Origin of the sequence: Actinomadura terrae, from assembly GCF_022751215.1 — a bacterium.
Taxonomy (GTDB): Bacteria; Actinomycetota; Actinomycetes; order Streptosporangiales; family Streptosporangiaceae; genus Spirillospora; species Spirillospora terrae.
In genome coordinates this window covers 405111-423657 of record NZ_JAICDG010000001.1, presented here as the reverse complement: position 1 = coordinate 423657, position 18547 = coordinate 405111, and the positions used below count along the sequence as shown (strand labels likewise).

The 18547-nt window shown below is 72.2% G+C and carries 14 protein-coding genes; 4 read left to right on the top strand and 10 right to left on the bottom strand.

What is annotated here, in order from left to right; all coding sequences use genetic code 11:
- Positions 1 to 225: 225 nt before the first annotated feature.
- On the bottom strand, positions 226 to 3426 hold the full coding sequence (locus tag K2F47_RS41205; RefSeq protein WP_242900896.1) for a LamG-like jellyroll fold domain-containing protein: 3201 nt from the start codon (positions 3424 to 3426) through the stop codon (positions 226 to 228).
- A gap of 248 nt (positions 3427 to 3674) precedes the next feature.
- On the opposite strand from K2F47_RS41205, the gene K2F47_RS01835 reads away from it, so the two are divergent.
- The gene (locus K2F47_RS01835) at positions 3675 to 4277 is read left to right on the top strand and encodes a hypothetical protein (RefSeq protein ID WP_242900895.1); all 603 of its coding nucleotides are present in this window, start codon (positions 3675 to 3677) and stop codon (positions 4275 to 4277) included.
- 93 nt (positions 4278 to 4370) lie between these two features.
- Positions 4371 to 6158, top strand: coding sequence for a right-handed parallel beta-helix repeat-containing protein (locus K2F47_RS01830; RefSeq protein WP_242900894.1), 1788 nt, complete (start codon positions 4371 to 4373; stop codon positions 6156 to 6158).
- A gap of 86 nt (positions 6159 to 6244) precedes the next feature.
- On the opposite strand, the gene K2F47_RS01825 is transcribed toward K2F47_RS01830, so the two are convergent.
- A complete protein-coding gene (locus K2F47_RS01825) occupies positions 6245 to 7063 on the bottom strand; it encodes a sulfotransferase domain-containing protein (RefSeq protein ID WP_242900893.1) in 819 nt (272 codons plus the stop codon).
- A gap of 149 nt (positions 7064 to 7212) precedes the next feature.
- Here K2F47_RS01825 and K2F47_RS01820 point away from each other — a divergent pair, with 149 nt between their 5' ends.
- Positions 7213 to 8580: an O-antigen ligase family protein gene (locus K2F47_RS01820; RefSeq protein WP_242900892.1), complete on the top strand. Its 1368-nt coding sequence runs from the start codon at positions 7213 to 7215 to the stop codon at positions 8578 to 8580.
- Here K2F47_RS01820 and K2F47_RS01815 read toward each other — a convergent pair.
- On the bottom strand, positions 8530 to 9597 hold the full coding sequence (locus tag K2F47_RS01815; RefSeq protein WP_242900891.1) for a hypothetical protein: 1068 nt from the start codon (positions 9595 to 9597) through the stop codon (positions 8530 to 8532). The two genes, K2F47_RS01820 and K2F47_RS01815, sit on opposite strands and share 51 nt — an antisense overlap.
- A 33-nt stretch (positions 9598 to 9630) precedes the next feature.
- Here K2F47_RS01815 and rfbC point away from each other — a divergent pair, with 33 nt between their 5' ends.
- Positions 9631 to 10221: a dTDP-4-dehydrorhamnose 3,5-epimerase gene (gene rfbC / locus K2F47_RS01810; RefSeq protein WP_242900890.1), complete on the top strand. Its 591-nt coding sequence runs from the start codon at positions 9631 to 9633 to the stop codon at positions 10219 to 10221.
- Positions 10222 to 10341: 120 nt separating this feature from the next.
- Here the strand turns inward: rfbC and rfbD are convergent, their stop codons facing one another.
- From rfbD to K2F47_RS01775, 7 genes are all read right to left on the bottom strand, one after another.
- A complete protein-coding gene (gene rfbD, locus K2F47_RS01805) occupies positions 10342 to 11229 on the bottom strand; it encodes a dTDP-4-dehydrorhamnose reductase (protein WP_242900889.1) in 888 nt (295 codons plus the stop codon).
- A complete protein-coding gene (rfbB, locus tag K2F47_RS01800) occupies positions 11226 to 12215 on the bottom strand; it encodes a dTDP-glucose 4,6-dehydratase (protein ID WP_242900888.1) in 990 nt (329 codons plus the stop codon). The genes rfbD and rfbB overlap by 4 nt, the downstream gene beginning before the upstream one ends.
- Positions 12212 to 13279 carry a glucose-1-phosphate thymidylyltransferase gene (locus tag K2F47_RS01795; RefSeq protein WP_242902528.1) on the bottom strand — a complete coding sequence of 356 codons (1068 nt, stop codon included), beginning with the start codon at positions 13277 to 13279 and terminating at the stop codon, positions 12212 to 12214. The genes rfbB and K2F47_RS01795 overlap by 4 nt, the downstream gene beginning before the upstream one ends.
- Positions 13280 to 13523: 244 nt before the next feature.
- Positions 13524 to 14792: a sulfate adenylyltransferase subunit 1 gene (locus tag K2F47_RS01790; RefSeq protein ID WP_242902527.1), complete on the bottom strand. Its 1269-nt coding sequence runs from the start codon at positions 14790 to 14792 to the stop codon at positions 13524 to 13526.
- Between the two features lie 5 nt (positions 14793 to 14797).
- Positions 14798 to 15712 (bottom strand): sulfate adenylyltransferase subunit CysD, encoded by a 915-nt coding sequence (gene cysD / locus K2F47_RS01785; RefSeq protein WP_242900887.1) that lies wholly within the window; start codon positions 15710 to 15712, stop codon positions 14798 to 14800.
- Positions 15713 to 15881: 169 nt separating this feature from the next.
- On the bottom strand, positions 15882 to 16808 hold the full coding sequence (locus tag K2F47_RS01780; RefSeq protein ID WP_242900886.1) for a 3'(2'),5'-bisphosphate nucleotidase CysQ: 927 nt from the start codon (positions 16806 to 16808) through the stop codon (positions 15882 to 15884).
- 143 nt (positions 16809 to 16951) lie between these two features.
- On the bottom strand, positions 16952 to 18427 hold the full coding sequence (locus K2F47_RS01775; RefSeq protein ID WP_242900885.1) for a sugar transferase: 1476 nt from the start codon (positions 18425 to 18427) through the stop codon (positions 16952 to 16954).
- Between the last annotated feature and the right edge of the window lie 120 nt (positions 18428 to 18547).

The window sequence follows — 18547 nt, the reverse complement described above, 5'->3', positions numbered from 1 at the left end:
GGCCCCTACGGCCACGCTGGATCTGGTGAGCTTAGCGGGCGCCCGGTCCGCGGCATCGGACAACCGATGAAATCGTGACCGAATTCATGGAACGCAGGAGTTCCCGGCACGGCGCGCCCGTTGTCATTGTTGATCGCGAAAAAGAAAGTGCCCCGGGCGGTAAACCCCGGGGCACTTTCACGCGTCGCCGTTTCTGATCAAGCGGATTCCGATCACGCGGACCGGTCAGCCGGTGGCGCGGACCGCCACCAGATCGTCCACCGACGCGACGATGGGCGCGTTGGTGGTGTTGCCCGCGAGATAGGTCCACACGCCGAGAGCGCCGGCGCTCTGCAACTCGGCGGTGGAGTCGGTGCCCGTGAGCTGCCAGTCGGGCTCGGCCGCGCCGTCCGCCCACACCCTGGCCTTCAGCGTCGTGGGCGAGGTGCCCGTGACCTGGAGCCTGACGTGCAGCGGCTTGCCCGCCTCATAGGTCACGCCCGCGACGGTCTGCTCCGCGACGATGTCGGTCTCGGCGTTCCCGGCGGCGGTGCGGCTGAGCTTGAGCGACACCACGCCGCTCGGACGCAGCCGGACCCGCGCCCGGTAGTCGGCGCTCCCGACGCGGCGTCCGATGGGCGCGACGTAGACGCCGTTGCCGGTGCCCTCCTTGTCGAGCGCCACCGTGAACGTCAGGTCGGTGCCTGTCGAGGACACGCCGTTGAGGTATCCGCCGCCGCTGTTGCCGGGGGCGCCGAGCGCGATCTGCCCGGTGCCGCCCACCGACAGCACGCCGCCGGAGCCGTTGCGCGTCCAGGTGCCGCCGGTGTCGGCGTCGCCCCACCCGCCGCTGACGGTGCGGCCGAACGCGTCGGCCGCGAGCGTCGCGGAGGTGACCGTGACCTGGTGCGACACCTCGGCGGACGCGCCCTGGTCATCGGTCGCCTTCAGCTTGACCGTGTAGGTGCCCGCCGTCGCGTAGGTGTGGGACGGCTTGGCGCCCTCGCCGGTCTTGCCGTCACCGAAGTCCCACGCGTAGCCCGCGACGGTCCCGTCGGTGTCGGCCGACCCCGAGCCGTCGAACGCGCAGGCGAGCTGGTCGCAGGACGAGGTGAACGCGGCCGTCGGCGGCTTGTTCGGCTGGATGCCGCCGGTGCCGAGCCCGTGGTGCCGGGTGACCTCGGCGTCGGTCAGCGCGCGCGGGTAGACGGCGACCTCGTCCAGCGTCCCGTTCAGGAAGTCGCTGGACGGCCGGCTGGGCCAGCTGCTGAGGTTGTCGCCGCCGAGGCGCCAGTAGCCCGGGTAGGGGTCGGCGGTCTTCACCGCGGCGTCGGCGGCCTTCTGCTGGCCGTCCACGTACAGCTTGAGCCCGGCGCCGGCGTCGAGCGTGCCCGCGACGTGGTGCCACTTGCCGTCGTTCAGCCCGGCCGCGCTCTGGAGCGTCCTGACCGCGCCCGGGTAGACGCCGAAGACGACCCGCCCGTCGTTGGTCATGTACAGGTGGCGGTCGTACTTGGAGCTGTTCCCGGTCGCGGCGTTCCCGTATCCGACGATCTTCCCGCCGGTCTTGGACGTGGTCTTCACCCACGCCTCGACGGTGAAGTTCTGCGGGGTGGGGGCCGAGCCGCTGGCGGCCGTCCCGGTGGAGGTGCCGCCGAACTTCACCGCGCGGTCGGCGTCACCGGAGATCGCGCCCGCCTGGGCCCGGGTCACGCCGGAGCCGAACGTGAGGTCGTACGCGCCCGCGTAGTCGTAGCCGGGCCCGCTGCTCTCGCCGAGGCGCCAGTACGCACCCGGGTCGTCGCCGCTGACCTCGGCCGAGTACGGACTGGGCGTGCCGCCGCCGGCCGTCACGGAGGCGGACGCGGCGCTGGTCACGCGGTTGCCCGTCGAGTCCACCGCGCGGACCTTGTAGGTGTGGGCGCCGGCCGGCGCGGTCCGGTCGACGAACGCGGCGGACGGCTGGTTCCAGAACGTCGAGGTCTTCTCGACCGTGCCGACGGGCGTGGTGCCGTCGTCGCGGAGCACCTCGTACTTCAGCGACGCGTTGTCCATGTCCCAGGTGGTCTTCCAGCCCACGCGGACGCTCCCGTCCGGGAGGGCCTTGGCCGTGGGGGTTCCCATCTCCCCGTCCAGGGGTCCGGTCTTGTTCGGCGCGTTCGCCTTGAGCGCGAACCGGACGAGGCCCTGCTGCGCCTTCCCGTTCACCCTCGGGAACTCGCCGCCCATCGCGACGAAGGCGTCATTGCCCGTCACGGCCCAGGCCGCCTGCGACTGGCCGGTGAACGTCCCCGGCGTCAGCGTCGGGAACCAGTGCAGCAGGCTCGGGATCGGCTGGCCGCTGTAGTTGCTGTTGGCGCCAGGCGGCGCCTTGTCGGTGCCGGTCGGGAACGTCGTCTCGGCGAGCGCCCGCTGCCAGCTCTGCGGCTGGGTCTCGGTGAACGCTCCGAGCGAGGCGCAGTCGTGCGCGTGCGAGACGCTGTAGACCGACTGGTTCTGGACGAACATGCCGTACGTGGCGCCGTAGCAGTTGTCGAGCCAGACCAGGTCGCCGGTGGCGGCCTTGGCGGCGAACCGTCCGTCGAACCAGTGGCCGCCCTCGCCGTCCGCCGAGCCGTACACGGTGTCGCCCGCGACGAACAGGTCGGTGACGTAGGAGAAGTGGGTGCTGTCCTTCTTGGTGGGGATCGGACGGCTGCTCCACGCCGCCGACGCGCCGTCGGTCGTGTTCACCGCGCCGATGCCGACGTGGGCCGCGCCGTTGAGCTTCTGGAACCGGCCGCCGATGACGACCCGGTCGCCGCTCGGCGCCATGGCCAGCGCGAACACCTCGTTGTCGTCGGCCGTCGGGCGCCAGGTGTCGTCGTTGGCGCCGTTGGCGGCGTTCACGGCGGCGAGGCGCGTCCGGGACTTGCCGTTGACGTTGAAGAAGTTCCCGCCGAAGTAGACCTTGGAGTTGGTCGCGGCGATGCCCCGCACGATCGAGGACACCTGCGGGGCGAAGCCCTCGTCGAGCGCGCCGGTGGCGGTGTCGAAGGCCGCGAGGCGGGCGCGGGGCTTGCCGTCCACCTGCGTGAACTCGCCGCCGACGTACACGCGCTTGCCGTCGGGCGAGGCCACGATCCGCAGGCCCTGCCCGTTCAGCGAATGGGCGAAGGACGTGACCAGGTCGCCGGTCGTGAGGTCGAACGCCAGGATGTTGCCGCGCGCCACCTCCCGGGCGTCACCGGGCGCGGTGCCCGGCGGGCGCGCCTTGCTGAAGTTGCCGGTCGCGTAGACGGTGTTACCGACCGTGGTCATGCTCCACACGACGCCATTGACCTGCCACGTCGGCAGGGGGTCGGCGCTCACCGTCGGCGGCGTCCCGGCCGGCGGGTCGATGTCGGCGGCGGCGTCGGGGGCCGGCGCGGCCGACAGCCCCAGCAGCGCCGCCGAAAATGCGGTCACGGCGGCCGTCGCCATTCGCCGTACGCGCGGCACACGCCAATGCGAAGGTAGAGGTCTCATCGGGTGCATCCCTGCCAATCACTGCCAATCCACACCAAGCCGCTCCCGTGGCCTCCACGGTCACGCGAGTAAAGGCAGAGTAACCGAGTCACCATGTCTAGACTGGTCAGCCCCCGGTCGGCCGCACCCGGAGCCGGCCCCGCGCGCTTGACTTTTCCAGCCGGACCTTTCTTACCGAGGAGAACCGCATGTCCGATCGCGGACCGCGTCCGCCCAAGGGTCGCCGGAGGCGCCGCCTCACCGCGGGCGCGTGTGTGACGCTGGCCGCCGCACTGGCGCTGACCGCGTGTGGCGGGGGCGGGGACAAGAAGTCAGGGAAGGCGAAGCCGCCACCGCCGCCGAGCACGCAGCCGGAGGCGGAGGTCAACGCCGCGCCCGGGTCGCTGGACCTGAAGTCCTCGGCGGGCCTGCGCAAGCCGGTCACCTACGACGACAAGATCACCGTCAAGGTCGGCGGGATCCGCTACGTCAAGCCCAAGGCGAACGGCCCCGGGCAGATCGCCGGCCGGGTCCTCACGATCTTCACGCTGAGCTTCACCAACGGCACCGCCAAGCCGCTCGACCTCAACCAGGTCCGGGTCGTGGCCAGATACGGCCCGGCCAAGACCGAGGCGCGGCCCACGTCCTACGCCAACATCAACGACTTCTACGGCTCGGTGCCGCCCGGCAAGGACAAGCGGGCCTCCTACGCCTTCGACATCCCGACCTCGGGTTACAAGTCGGTCTCCCTCGGGGTCAAGTTCGACGCGCGGCACAAGGCGGCGCTGTTCGTGGGCACGCTGCACCCCTGACGGGCCGCCGGGCGGCGTGGGCCGGGAGTGGCCGCGCGGGCCCGCGGTCGGTACTTTCGTATGTCAGGACTTATCCGGGGGTGAGGTCGCGCCATGCCGAACATTCCGCACCGGGCAACCCTCGCCGGGGTGCTCGCGCTGCCGCTGGTCGTCGGCGCCGGGTTCCTCGGCTGGCGGATCCCCCAGTCGGGCGACCGCGGGCTCTCGGTCGCCCCCCCGACCGCGCCGGCGGGGTCGCTGCCGGTCGGCGGCACGTCCTACAAGGTCCCGAAGGGCGCGCTGTTCGTCTCGCCGTCCGGCAACGACGGCGCCGAGGGCAGCCGCGAGCACCCGCTGCGCAGCCTCGGCAAGGCGGTCGCGAAGGCGGGCTCCGGGAGCACGGTCGTGCTCCGCGGCGGCGTCTACCACGAGACCGTCTCCGTCCCGAGGGGCAAGCGGCTGACGATCCAGTCCTTCCCCCGCGAGGCCGTCTGGTTCGACGGCAGCTCGCTCGTGACCGGCTGGCGGGCCGACGGCTCCGGCTGGGCCCGCGACGGCTGGACGACGCGGTTCGACTCCAGCCCCACCTACACCAAGGGCGCGCGGGCGAGCGACAAGGCCGACTTCCGGTTCGTCTCCCCCGAGCACCCGATGGCCGCCCACCCCGACCAGCTGTGGGTGGACGGCGTCCGGCAGGAGCAGGTCGCCTCGCGCGGCGCGGTGAAGCCCGGCACGTTCTTCGTGGACGAGGCCGCCGCCCGCCTCCACCTGGGCTCCGACCCGCGCGGGCACAACGTCCGCGCGAGCACGCTCGGCATCGCGATCACGATCGACGGCGAGGGCAGCACCCTGCGCGGCATCGGCTTCCGCCGGTACGGGACGTCGCTGCCCGACATCGCCATGGTCCGCGTCACCGCGCCGAGGGTCACGGTCGAGAACGTGATGACCACCGAGGCGGCCACGACCGGCCTCACCGTCACCGCCGCCCACGGCCGCGTCCGGCGGCTGACCAGCTCGCGCAACGGCCTCCTCGGCGTGCACGCCAACACCGCCGACGACCTGCGGCTGGAGTCGGTGCTGCTGGACCACAACAACCGCGAGCGGTTCAAGTACTCGCCGGTCTCGGGCGGCTTCAAGATCACCCGGTCCCGGACCGTCGCGGTGGTCGGCAGCACGATCGTCGACAACCTCGGCAAGGGCCTGTGGATGGACGAGTCCGTCCGCGACATCACGATCACCGGCGACCGCATCCTGCGCAACGCCCACCACGGCGTCTCGCTGGAGCTGAGCGCCCGGGCGCTGGTCGCGGGCAACGTGATCAGCGGGAACGCCGGCGACGGGCTGAAGGTCAACAACACCTCCGACGTCCGGATCTGGAACAACTCCATGTCCGGCAACGGCCGCACGCTCGGCCTCGACCAGGACCCGCGCCGCCCGGACGACCCGTCCGTGCCCGGCCGCGACACCCGGCAGAAGACCCCCGACCCCGCGATGACGTGGCGGGTCGAGCGGGTCAGCATCAGCAACAACACGTTCGCGGACGCCCGTCCGGGCACCCCCTGCCTGCTGTGCGTGGCCGACCACACCGGCAAGCGCGACGCCGGGCGGATGGGCATCACCGTCAACGGCAACCTCTACGTCCGCCAGACCGCCTCGAACCCCCGCACGCTGATCATGTGGTCGAACCGGCCCTTCGGCTCCCTTGACCGGTTCCGGTCGGCGACCGGCCAGGAGGCGCGGGGCGCCGCCCACGACAACGGCACCGCCGCCAGCCCGGACGGCGCCCTCGACCCGACGATCGCCGCCCGCGCCAACACCAGCACGGCCCTGCCGCTCCCCGCGGACATAGCCAGACTCCTGGGCCGCCCGGCGGGCACCCGCCACGTAGGCGCGTGGTTCTAGAAATCACGGTCTAGAAGTCACGGTCACCCCCCTCGCCTGGCGGCTCGGGGTGTGACCGGGGTGCCTCGGCGGGCCGCTTCAGGTGCTCAGGGGCGGGTCCAGGGGAAGGTGCGACCGAGCAGCTTCTCCAGGTCGGCGTTGAAGGGCGCGTAGTGCTCGGCCAGCTCCTGGCGGGTGTGGGGGCTCAGCTCCTGGCTGGGCGCGGCGTTCCACACCTTGACCGCCGACGGCGGCAGCGGCGCCGGGTCGAGGCCGAGGAAGCGCGCCACCCCGTCGACGGCCTTCTGCGGGTCGGCGTAGAACTCCTCGGCGGCGACGACGTGGACCTGCTCCGCCGGGAAGTGCTCCATCCAGCGCCGCAGGTGCGGGGCGTACTCGCCCTGCGCGCGGTAGGACTGCTGCTCGTGGGCGTAGCTGAGGTAGCCGGGCTCGGAGACGATCCGCTGCTCCTCGCCCCTCAGCCGGTCGTTCTCGGCCGCGAGGGCCTCCTCGAAGGAGGCGAGGTCCTCGGCGTTCTGCCGGCGCCGCTCCCGGTAGTGCGAGAACGCCCGCTCGATCGGGTCGCGCAGGACGAGCAGGATGCGCGCCTCCGGGACGTCGCGTCCGGCGCGCTCGGCGGCGAGCGGGTGGAACAGGTAGTACGGCGACCCCTCCCCCACGACCTTGCCCGATCGGCGCGCCGACGCGGGGAAGTGCGAGCGGTACCAGGTGCCGCCCTTGTCGTAGTTGGAGTCGAAGTAGTGCACGCCCTTGGTGTGGTTGCTCTTGGGCAGCAGCCGCGCGTTCGGGAACAGCGGCATCACCCGGGGATGCTCCAGTAGCGTGTAGTACATCGACGTCGACCCGCCCCGCTTCGCGCCGATCAGCAGGAAGTCGGGGCCGGGGCGCAGGGCGGCGGTGCTCATCCCGTACCCGCGGATCACACTCCGGCCCGCGGACACGACCGGGCCGGGCAACGTCGCTCGATTCACAGCGGACCTCGATTCACAGCGGACAGGTTACCGGCCCGCCACCCGTATTCTTGGTCGCGTCTTTAGAGCCTGCGAGGACGATCATGACCGTGAAGGGGATCTTTCCGCGCCGCACCCCGCCCGCGCCCAGCGCGGGGTGGTGGGCCGTGGCGCTCCCGCTCGCGCTCATGCTGGCCAGCGACTACAAGCTCCGCAGCCGCGAGGTCGACCAGGCCGTGGGCGGCAGCGCCGACCTGACCGTGCTGGTGGAGATCGCCGTGTACGGCGCGGCGGCGCTCTACCTGGTCTACAAGTTCGGGCTCCGGCCGCCGACGCGGCGCACCACCGGCCTGCTTTTCGCGGGGTGGGTGTTCTGCGGGTACGTGGCGTTCACGGCGCTGTGGTCGCCGTTCAACCCGCTCGGCGTCGTGCGCGGCACGCAGCTGCTGATCACGATGCTGCTGGCGCACACGCTCGCGACCCGCGCGACCCTGGGCGACCTGCGGAAGCTCGCGCACGTGTTCATCGCGATCGTGGTGGTCTCGGTGGCGATCGGCGTCGCGCACCCGTTCCCGCGCACCCGCAACACCGAGGCGCGGTTCAACTGGCTGTACGTCCATCCCGTCCAGGCGGGCATCTACCTGGGCATCGCGGTGCTGCTGACGGCCGGCTACCTGATCCGCTGGACGACCCCCCGTGACCGGATGTGGCATCCGCTGCTCTACATCGGCGCCCTGGCCGTCCTGTCGGGCGCGCTCGTCGCGACCGGGACGCGCGGCGCCGCGCTCGGCTGCGCCGCCGGGCTGGTCCTGCTGCTGACCACCGCGCGCGGGCCCAAGGGCCGGGTGGACGTGCTGGTGCTGGGCGCCGCCGTGGCCGTCCTCGGCGTGCTGGCGTTCTCCGACAAGATCCTCGCGTTCGTGGCGCGCGGCGAGTCCGCCGAGACCCTCTCCTCGCTCAACTCCCGCACCGACCTGTGGTCGCTGGCGATGAAGGCCTACGCCGAGCAGCCGCTGTTCGGGAACGGGCTCGGCGCGTCCCGCGGCATGTTCCTGGACGAGATGGGCCTCGGCGGCGGGCACAACGCGTTCGTCAACGCGCTGGTCGACAACGGCACGGTCGGGACGGCCGCGTTCGTGACGCTGCTGCTGACGCTCGCGTTCGTGCTGCTGACGCTCGCCCGCCACCGGACGCTGCGCGCCGACGCGGGCATGCTGTTCGGCATCCTCGCGTTCTTCCTGGTCGACAGCATCACCACCGAGGGCCTCGCGGCGCCCGCCAACGTGTCCAATATCTGGATGCTGCTGATCATCGCCTGGGCGGAGACGATGCGGCGGCAGGGCGGCGACCCTCTCGACCCGATCGACCCGCCCGCCGAGGCGCGGGCCGAAGCCCCGGAGACCCGGCGGGCCCCGGAGTGGTCAGCCGTGCCGGCGCCCGCGCACGTAGAAGGCGCCTCCCAGCAGCCCTAGCAGCACCAGCCCGACGAGGGCGCCGGTGCCGAGCAGCCCCCCGGGCGGCCCCGACTCCGACGGGAACGACACCGGCGAGCTCTGGTCGCCCACCGGGAGCGTGCTGCCCGGCTTCGGCGCCGCCGCGCTCTGGGTGCCGGTCGGCAGCGTGAGGGAGCGGAACAGCGGCTTCGGACCCGGGTCGGCGAGCACGACGCGCTTGCCGTCCGAGGTCACCGCGAACGCGGCCCCGCCCATCCGGACGGCCGCCCGGACGACCTGACCGACCCGCTCCCGGATTCCGGTGAGCACCCGCACGTCCCGGGTCGTCTTGAGGACGACGCGGCCGTCCCTGGTGAACTCGCCGCCGCGGACGGGGAACGCCAGCGTCCGCAGCCGGGTCAGCGCGTTCACCTGGGGCCCGAGGACGCCCGGCAGCGCGAACACGGCGGCGGCGGTCGCGTCCCTGGTGATGATGTAGACGCGGCTCTCGGCGGGGTCGGCCAGCAGCGCGCCGCCCTGGTGTCCGCCGTCGGGGTAGCGGACCTTGAACGGCTTGACCTGGAGGGCGCCGCCCGACAGCGCCGACGGCTCGGGGACGCGGTACAGCGTGAGGCTCCCGGCGCGGCCCTGGCCGAGGTTCCCGACGAACAGCCCGGACTGGCCCGAGCCGTTCTTCACGATCGTGATCGCGTCCAGGCCGCCGGTGACGCCGGTGAGGGTGTAGGCGGCGCGGGTGCGGCCGCGGGTGTCGAGCGCGAACAGCAGCGGGTGGCCGGAGGCGGACCCGATCGTCCACCAGATCTCCGGGTGGACGAAGCCCGCGACGAGCCCGGCGGGGGTCGTGAGCCGGGGGTCGGCGGGACGGAACGCCGCCGCGGCGGTCACCGTGCTCGTCACGGCCGGGCTGGGCTTCGGCGTCGGCGCCGCGCCCGCGGGAGCCGGCGGGGCCGCCGATATCACGAGTGCGGCCGCCGCGCCTCCGGCGGCGAGGCGGAGCGCACGGGAGGAGTGTGCTCTCACTGTGGTGACGTCCATCTCTGCGGGGGACCGTGTGGCATTCTTGCGCATGTGGATCCGCTCGGCATCAACGGTACTTATTTGTTCACCCCGCGCGTGCACGGCGATCAGCGGGGGTCCTTCTACGAGTGGTTCCGGGGCGACGCGCTCCAGAAACAGGCGGGGCACGCGCTGAACCTGGCGCAGGCGAACTGCTCCACCTCCTCCAAGGGGGTGCTGCGCGGGATCCACTTCGCGGACGTCCCCCCAGGTCAGGCGAAGTACATCACCTGCCTGCGCGGCGCGATCCTGGACGTTGTCGTGGACATCCGCGTCGGCTCGCCCACGTTCGGCGAGTGGGAGGCGGTCCGGCTGGACGACGCGTCCCGCAAGTGCCTGTACATCGGCGAGGGCATCGGGCACGGATTCATGGCGCTCACTGACGACGCCACCGTCGTCTACCTGTGCTCGGAGCCGTACGCGCCGGGCCGCGAGCACGGCGTCCACCCCCTCGACCCCGAGATCGGCATCGAGTGGCCCGCCGACATCGAGCCGCTCCTGTCCCCCAAGGACGCCGAGGCCCCGACGCTGGCCGAGGCCCGCCGGACGGGCCTGCTGCCCGACTACCAGAGCTGCCTGGACTACTACGCGAAGCTGGGCTAGGACGCCCTCCGCAGCGACCTCAGCCATCACGCGGGCGCGTAGCTGACCGGCGGGGCCGACGCCGAAGGCGAGGCCCCGCCGGGAAGATCGCGAAGCGATTCCGCGCCCGCACAGGCGCGGTCAAGGGGGCGAGCCGCCAGGCGAGCCCCCTTGGGCCGGGACTTGAAGACACGGCCACGCTGCGTGGAGGGCCTCGCGCCAGTCCCGCATCGGCTCAAGGCCCGCCTCCGCCCACCGCGCGTGCCCGAGGACGCTGAACGCCGGCCGCGCCGCCGGGCGGACGAACCGGTCGCTCGTCGTCGGCCGCACCCGGCCCGGGTCGAGGCCGAGCAGCGTGAACACCTCGCGGGCCAGGCCGTACCAGGTCGTCCGCCCGGCGCTGGTGCCGTGGTAGATCCCGGGGGGCGCCGCGCCCGAGGCGGCGCGGGCGGCGAGCGCGGCGACGCGGTCGGCGAGGTCGCCGGTCCAGGTCGGCTGGCCGGTCTGGTCGTCGACGACGTCCACGGTCTCCCGCTCGGCCGCGAGCCGCACCATCGCCTGGACGAAGTTCGGCCCGTGCGCGCCGTACAGCCACGCCGTCCGCACCACGTACCCGCGCTCGTAGGCGAGGACGGCCCGCTCCCCCGCCAGCTTCGTCCGCCCGTAGGCGTTGACGGGGTCGGTCGGGTGGTCCTCGGGGTAGGGCTCCGTGCCGGTGCCGGCGAAGACGTAGTCGGTCGACAGGTGGACGAGGGCGGCGCCGATCTCCGCGCAGCCCTCGGCCAGCGCGGCGACCGCCGTGCCGTTGACGGCGAGCGCCTCGTCCTCGCGGGTCTCGGCGTCGTCAACGGCCGTCCACGCCGCGCAGTTCAGCACGGCGGCGGGGCGGTGCCGCCGCAGCGCCTCCCGCACCGCCGAGGCGTCGGTGACGTCCAGCTCACCGCGCTTCGGCGCGACGGCGCCGCCGCGCAGGCGGGCGAGCAGGTCGGTGCCGAGCATGCCGCCGGCGCCGGTGACGAGCCAGGTCACCGGGCGTCCTCCGCGCGCTTCCTGAGCGGCTCCCACCAGTCGCGGCTCTTCTCGTACCAGGCGACGGTCGCCGCCAGCCCCTCCTCGAACGGCACCCGGGGAGCGTAGCCGAGGGCCCGGAGCCGGGCGTCCGACAGCGAGTAGCGGCGGTCGTGGCCCTTGCGGTCCTCGACGCGCTCGACGCGGTCCCAGCCGGCGCCGAACGCGTCCAGCAGCCGCTGGGTCAGCTCCAGGTTCGTCAGCTCCGCCGTCCCGGCGATGTGGTAGACCTCACCGGGCTCGCCGCGCTCGGCGGCGACCTGGATGCCCCGGCAGTGGTCGGCGACGTGGATCCAGTCGCGGACGTTGCCCCCGTCCCCGTAGAGCGGGATGGTCCGGCCGTCCATCAGGTTGGTGACGAACAGCGGGACGACCTTCTCGGGGTACTGGTAGGGCCCGTAGTTGTTGCCGCAGCGCGTCACGCACACCGGCAGCCCGTGCGTCCGCGCGTAGGCGCGGGCGATCATGTCGCCGCCCGCCTTGGCCGCCGAGTACGGCGAGTTCGGCGCGAGCGGCGCGGACTCGTCCCAGGAGCCGTCGTCGATGCTGCCGTAGACCTCGTCGGTCGAGACCTGGACGATCCGGGGCGTCCCCGCGTCCAGGCACGCCTGCATCAGCGTCTGCACGCCGAGCACGTTCGTGCGGACGAACTCGCCCGCGCTCGCGATCGACCGGTCGACGTGCGACTCCGCCGCGAAGTTCAGCACGACGTCGTGCCCCGGGACGAGGTCGGCGAGCAGCCCGGCGTCGCAGACGTCGCCGTGCACGAACGTGTATTCGCCCTCGACGGGCTCCAGGTTCCGCAGGTTTCCCGCGTAGGTGAGCTTGTCCAGGACGGTGACCTCCGCCCCCGCCCACGCCGGATACGCGCCGCCGACGAGGTCGCGCACATAGTTCGATCCGATGAACCCGGCGCCGCCGGTCACCAGCACCCGCGGGGCGCTCATTTGCTGATCTGCACTTTGCTGTGGTCTCCCAGGACGAGACGATGGGCCTTCGGGACGCGGGGGGCGGGCGTGACCTCGGCCTCGCGGCCGATCAGCGAGCACTCGACGCGGCCGACGCCGTCGATGGACGCGCCGCGCAGCACGATCGAGTACTCGATCTCGCTGTCCAGCACCGCGCAGTCGCGGTCGATGGAGGTGAACGGGCCGAGGTAGGAGTCGCGGACGACCGAGCCGGCGCCGACGATCACCGGGCCGACGATCCGGGAGCCGGTGACGCGGGCGCCCGCCTCGACCACGACCCGGCCGATCAGTTCGCTGGCCTCGTCGACCTCGCCGTGCACGGCGGGCTCGACGCTCTCCAGCACGAGCCGGTTGACCTCCAGCATGTCGGTGACGTTGCCGGTGTCCTTCCAGTAGCCGGTGATCACCGTGGACTCGACCCGGTGGCCCCGGTCGATCAGCCACTGGATCGCGTCGGTGATCTCCAGCTCGCCCCGGCCGGAGGGCGTCAGCCCCGCGACGGCCTCGTGCACGGCCGGGCCGAACAGGTACACCCCGACGAGCGCGAGGTCGCTCTTCGGGAACTCGGGCTTCTCCTCCAGCGCCACGACCCGGCCGTCGCCGTCGAGCTCGGCGACGCCGAACGCGCGCGGGTCCGACACGTGGGTGAGCATGATCTGCGCCTCCGGGCGCTCCGCCCGGAACCGCTCCACCAGCCCGTCGATGCCGCCGACGACGAAGTTGTCGCCCAGGTACATGACGAAGTCGTCCTCGCCGAGGTACTCGCGGGCGATGAGGACGGCGTGGGCCAGCCCGCGCGGCGCGTCCTGGACGAGGTAGGTCACCTCCAGGCCGAACCGCGAGCCGTCGCCGACCGCGCGGCGGATCTCGGCGGAGGTGTCGCCGACGACGATGCCGACCTCGCGGATGCCCGCGTCGCGGATCGCCTCCAGCCCGTAGAACAGCACCGGCTTGTTGGCCACCGGGACGAGCTGCTTGGCGGAGGTGTGGGTGATCGGCCGCAGCCGGGACCCGGCGCCGCCCGCCAGGACGAGCGCCTTCACGCGGCGGCCGGGACGCGCGGGCCCGGGGAGCACGCGCGCGGCGGGCGGTGCCCCGGGGGGACGGGCAGATTCAAGGGGACTCCAACGATGCGGGAAACCGGAGGGGAATGACTCCCGACATTACCGGCACCGCACGCGTGCGAACGCGCGGAGACCGGCCCTGGCCGCGGGCGACCGGCCCTGGCCGCTCAGGTGAACGGTCGGGCCGGTTCCCGCGTCCCGCGAGCGCCCCGCTACCGGGCGGCTACCGGACGCTGGTGATCATGCCGGCCGCGACCGTGTTGTTGGTGGCCTCGTCGATCAAAATGAACCCGCCGGTGAGCCGGTTGCGGCCGTAGTCGTCGACGAACAGCGGCTGGGTGACCCGCAGCGAGATCCGGCCGATCTCGTTCAGCCCGAGCTCGGTCGCCTCGTCGTCGCGGTGCAGCGTGTTGACGTCCAGCCGGTAGTGCAGGTCCTTGACCATCGCCTTCGCGGTGCGGGTGGTGTGCTTGATCATCAGCTTCGTCCGCGGCGCCAGCGACCGGTCGGGCGTCATCCAGCACACCATCGCGTCGAGGTCCTGCGCGACCTCGGGGCGGTTGTTCGGCCGGGCGATCATGTCGCCCCGGGAGATGTCGATGTCGTCGGCCAGCCGCAGCGTGACCGACATCGGCGCGTACGCCTCGTCCACCGGGCCGTGCGGGCCGTCGATCCGGGTGATCGTCGTCGTCAGCCCGGACGGCAGGTGCACGACCTCGTCGCCCGGCTTCAGCACCCCGCCCGCGACCTGGCCCGCGTAGCCGCGGTAGTCGTGCAGCTCGGGGTCGGTCGAGGCGTGCGGGCGGATCACGTACTGCACCGGGAACCGGACGTCGATCAGGTTCCGGTCCGAGGCGATGTGGACGTGCTCCAGGTGGTGCAGCAGCGACGACCCCTCGTACCAGGGCATGTTCACGCTGCGCTCGACGACGTTGTCGCCGTGCAGCGCCGAGATCGGCACGAACGTCAGGTCGGTCACCTCCAGCTTGGAGGCGAACGCGGTGAACTCGCCGACGATCCGCTCGTAGGTGGCCCGGTCGTAGTCGACCAGGTCCATCTTGTTGACCGCCACGACCAGGTGCGGCACCTGGAGCAGCGTGGCCAGGAACGCGTGCCGCCTGGACTGCTCCAGGATGCCCTTGCGCGCGTCCACGAGGATGATCGCGAGGTCGGCCGTGGACGCGCCGGTCACCATGTTGCGGGTGTACTGGATGTGCCCGGGGGTGTCGGCGATGATGAACTTGCGGCGCGGCGTCGCGAAGTACCGGTAGGCGACGTCGATCGTGATGCCCTGCTCCCGCTCGGCCCGCAGGCCGTCGGTCAGCAGCGCCAGGTTCGTGTACTCCTCGCCGCGGTCGGCGCTGGTGCGCTCGACCGACTCCAGCTGGTCCTCGAAGATCGACTTGGAGTCGTAGAGCAGCCGTCCGATCAGCGTGGACTTGCCGTCGTCGACGCTGCCGGCGGTGGCGAACCGCAGGATGTCCATCTGCACGGCCATCAGAAGTAGCCTTCCTTCTTGCGGTCCTCCATGGCGGCCTCGCTGGCCCGGTCGTCGGCGCGGGTCTGCCCCCGCTCGGTGATCCGCGTCGCCGCGATCTCCTCGATGACCTGCTCCAGCGTCACCGCCGACGACTTCACCGCGCCCGTGCAGGACGCGTCGCCGACCGTCCGGTACCGGACGGTCGCCTCGAACGCCGGCTCGTCCTCGGCCCGGTTCGCGTACGGCAGGTCGGCCAGCAGCATCCCGTCCCGCTCGAACACCGACCGGGTGTGCGCGAAGTAGATCGGCGGGAGCTCCAGCTCCTCCCGCCGCACGTAGTCCCAGATGTCCAGCTCGGTCCAGTTGGACAGCGGGAACACCCGGACGTGTTCGCCCCGCCGGATGCGCGTGTTGAACAGGTTCCACAGCTCGGGGCGCTGGTTCTTCGGGTCCCACTGGCCGAACTCGTCGCGGAACGAGACCACCCGCTCCTTCGCGCGGGCCTTCTCCTCGTCCCGCCGCGCCCCGCCGAACGCGGCGTCGAACTCGTGCGCCTCGATCGCGTCCAGCAGCGTCACGGTCTGCAACCGGTTGCGGGACGCGCGGCGCCCCTTCTCCTCCACGACCCGTCCCGAGTCGATCGACTCCTGGACGGAGGCGACCACCAGCCGGACGCCCATCTCCGCGACCCGCCGGTCGCGGAACTCGATCACCTCGGGAAAGTTGTGGCCGGTGTCGACGTGCATCACCGGGAACGGGATCGGCGCGGGCCAGAACGCCTTCTGGGCCAGGCGCAGCATTACGATGCTGTCCTTGCCGCCCGAGAACAGCAGCACTGGCCGCTCGAACTCGGCCGCCACCTCCCGGATGATGTGGATGGCCTCGGCTTCGAGGACGTCTAGCTGAGACAGCAGATAGTCACAACGCTGCATGGTCTGGGGCTCTCTTCAGTGGTCTGGCAGAAGCACCGGCGGCACGGGACTGGCGGGATGCCCGCCCACCGGTTCGAACGTCGGCCCGCCGGGATTTCGTCCCGGCAAGTCAGAACGGGGTCAGCGCTGAGGTCAGCACTGGGTCAGCACTGGCGGTCGGTACTCGCGGTCAGCCGTCCCGGATGCCGGTCAGCAGCGTCGACGCCGACACGGGGTGACATACCAGGATATCCGGCAGCCGGGGGTCCTCCCGGTTGTAGGCCAGCGGCGACCCGTCCACACGCGAGGCGTGCGCGCCCGCCGCGAGCGCCACCGCCGCCGGGGCGGCCGAGTCCCACTCGTACTGGCCGCCGGCGTGCACGTAGGCGTCGACCTCGCCGAGCAGCACCGCGGAGATCTTCGCCCCCGCCGACCCGATCGGCACCAGTTCGACATCCAGGTCTATCTTCTCGGCCAGCCGCTCGACGAGCTCCGGGGGCCGCGTGCGGCTGACGGCGATGCGGAGCTTCCCGGCGTCCGGCGCGGGCGCGTGCAGCGGCACCTCGCGCGGCTGGTCGCGACCGCCCGCGCGGCCGCCCGCGGGGTCGGTCCCCGCCGGGTCGGCCCGGACGAGCAGCGCCCCGCCCGTCGCGGCCGTCCGCAGCGTCAGGCCCTGCGCCGGAAGCGCCACCGCCCCGGCCGTCAGCTGCCCGCCGCCGGGAGCGCGCGTCCACAGCGCCACGTGCACGGCCCAGTCGCGGCGGCCCTCCTCGGAGAACTCGCGGGTGCCGTCCAGCGGGTCGATGATCCAGACCCGGTCGGCGGTGAGGCGCTCGGCGGTGGCGGTGTTGCGCGTCGGGGCCTCGTCGGCCCCTTGCGCCCGCTTGCCGGCGACCGAGGAACGGCCTTCTTCGGAGAGGACGGCGTCGCCGGGACAGCGCTCGCGCAGCGCCGCCATGAGGTACTCGTGCGCCCGTAGGTCGCCGGTGTCCTTCAGGGTCCGCGCGTCGGCGAACCCCACCTCGTCCCGCACGCCCAGCAGCACACGCCCCGCCGCCGCGGCCAGCTCGGCCGCGAGGGCGTGGTCGTCCGCCGCGGGGGCGTCTCCGTCCGTCATCCCTCGATCACGTTCCTGTCTCGGAAGATACGTCCGACCCACGATCTCATGGATACCCGATCCCGGCTTGTGCCAGGGTGCCAGGATGCCCGAGGACGCTTACCGATCCCAGACCGCCATGCCAGACAATTAGAACCCCGGGGTCAGTACGCCCCGGAGCCCCGGAACACCGCCGACCACGTCTTCCACATGATCTGGAGGTCGAGGGCCAGCGACCAGTTGTCGACGTAGCGCAGGTCGAGCCGGACCGACTCCTCCCAGGTCAGGTCGGAGCGGCCGCTCACCTGCCACAGGCCCGTCAGCCCCGGCTTCACCACCAGCCTGCGGTACACGTCGCCGCCGTACTGGGCGACCTCCTCCGGCAGCGGCGGGCGCGGCCCCACCAGCGACATGTCGCCGCGCAGCACGTTGATGAGCTGCGGCAGCTCGTCCAGCGAGTAGCGGCGCAGCCACCGGCCGACCCGGGTGATCCGCGGGTCCTGCCTGATCTTGAATAGCACGCCGTCGTTCTCGTTACGTTCCATCAGCGCGCCCTTGCGGGACTCCGCGTCCTGCACCATCGTGCGGAACTTGAGCACGGTGAACTCGCGGCCGCCGCGCCCCACCCGCACCTGCCGGAACATCACCGGCCCCGCGCTGGTCGTCTTGATCAGGAACGCGACGACCAGCAGCAGCGGGCTCATCAGCACCAGGCCGCCGAGCGCCGCCGTCCGGTCGAACAGGCCCTTGAGGATCTTGCGGCTGCCGTCCAGCTCCGGGTGCTCCACGTGCAGCAGCGGCAGCCCCGACACCGGTCGGATCGAGATGCGCGGGCCCGTCACGTCCATCAGGGCGGGCGCCACCACCAGCTCGACGTCGTCGCGTTCTATCTGCCACGCCAGCCGGCGCAGCGCCACCCCGTCCATCTCCGGACACGCCAGCACCGCGACCGAGTCCGCGCCGATCCGCTCGGCGACCGCCGCGGCCTGCCCGAAGTGGCCGAGCACCGGCACGCCCTCGACCTCGCCGACCGCGTCGTCGCCCGACACCAGCGGCGCGGGCAGGCACACCGCCGCGATGCTCATCCCGTGGTAGCGCTTCTGCTTCAACAGGCGGATCAGGTCGGCGACCGACGTGCGGTGCCCCACCGCCACCACCCGCCGCATGCACTCCCCGTTCCAGCGCTTGCGGTGCAGCCACTTGCGCAGCCGGTACCGCAGCACCAGGTCGAGGAACGTGCCGAGCGGCATCGCCATCACGACGTAGCCGCGCGCGACCTCCGTCTTCGTCGCGTACGCGAGGATCGCGAGCGTCGCGGTGAAGATGAACCCCGCCCGCAGCACCCGGTGGAACTCCTCGTACCCGACGCCGATGTAGCGCGGCTGGTAGGCCCGGCACAGCATCAGCAGCGGCACCCACAGGACCGGCAGCGCCACCGTCAGCGCCACGTACGGCGCCGTCGGGTCGCTCGGCACGCCGGGGAAGCGGAGCGCGAACGCGATCACGCCCGCCGCGAGCATGCTGAGGAAGTCGAGCGCGCCCGCGAACCGGCGGTACCGGGTCCCCCAGTCCTGTGCCGGGGGACGACGTTGGTCACGGCTCACCGGTGACTCGGCCTCGACCTTGTCAACGATGGCCATACGCCCTCACCGTCCCCTGTAACGCCCGCCCCGGAACCCCCGGTTCACCTCGAAGACGGGTGAGGGGCGCTCCAGGTTCACACACATCACGAAGCTCATTCGTGATGAATCTTACGAGGC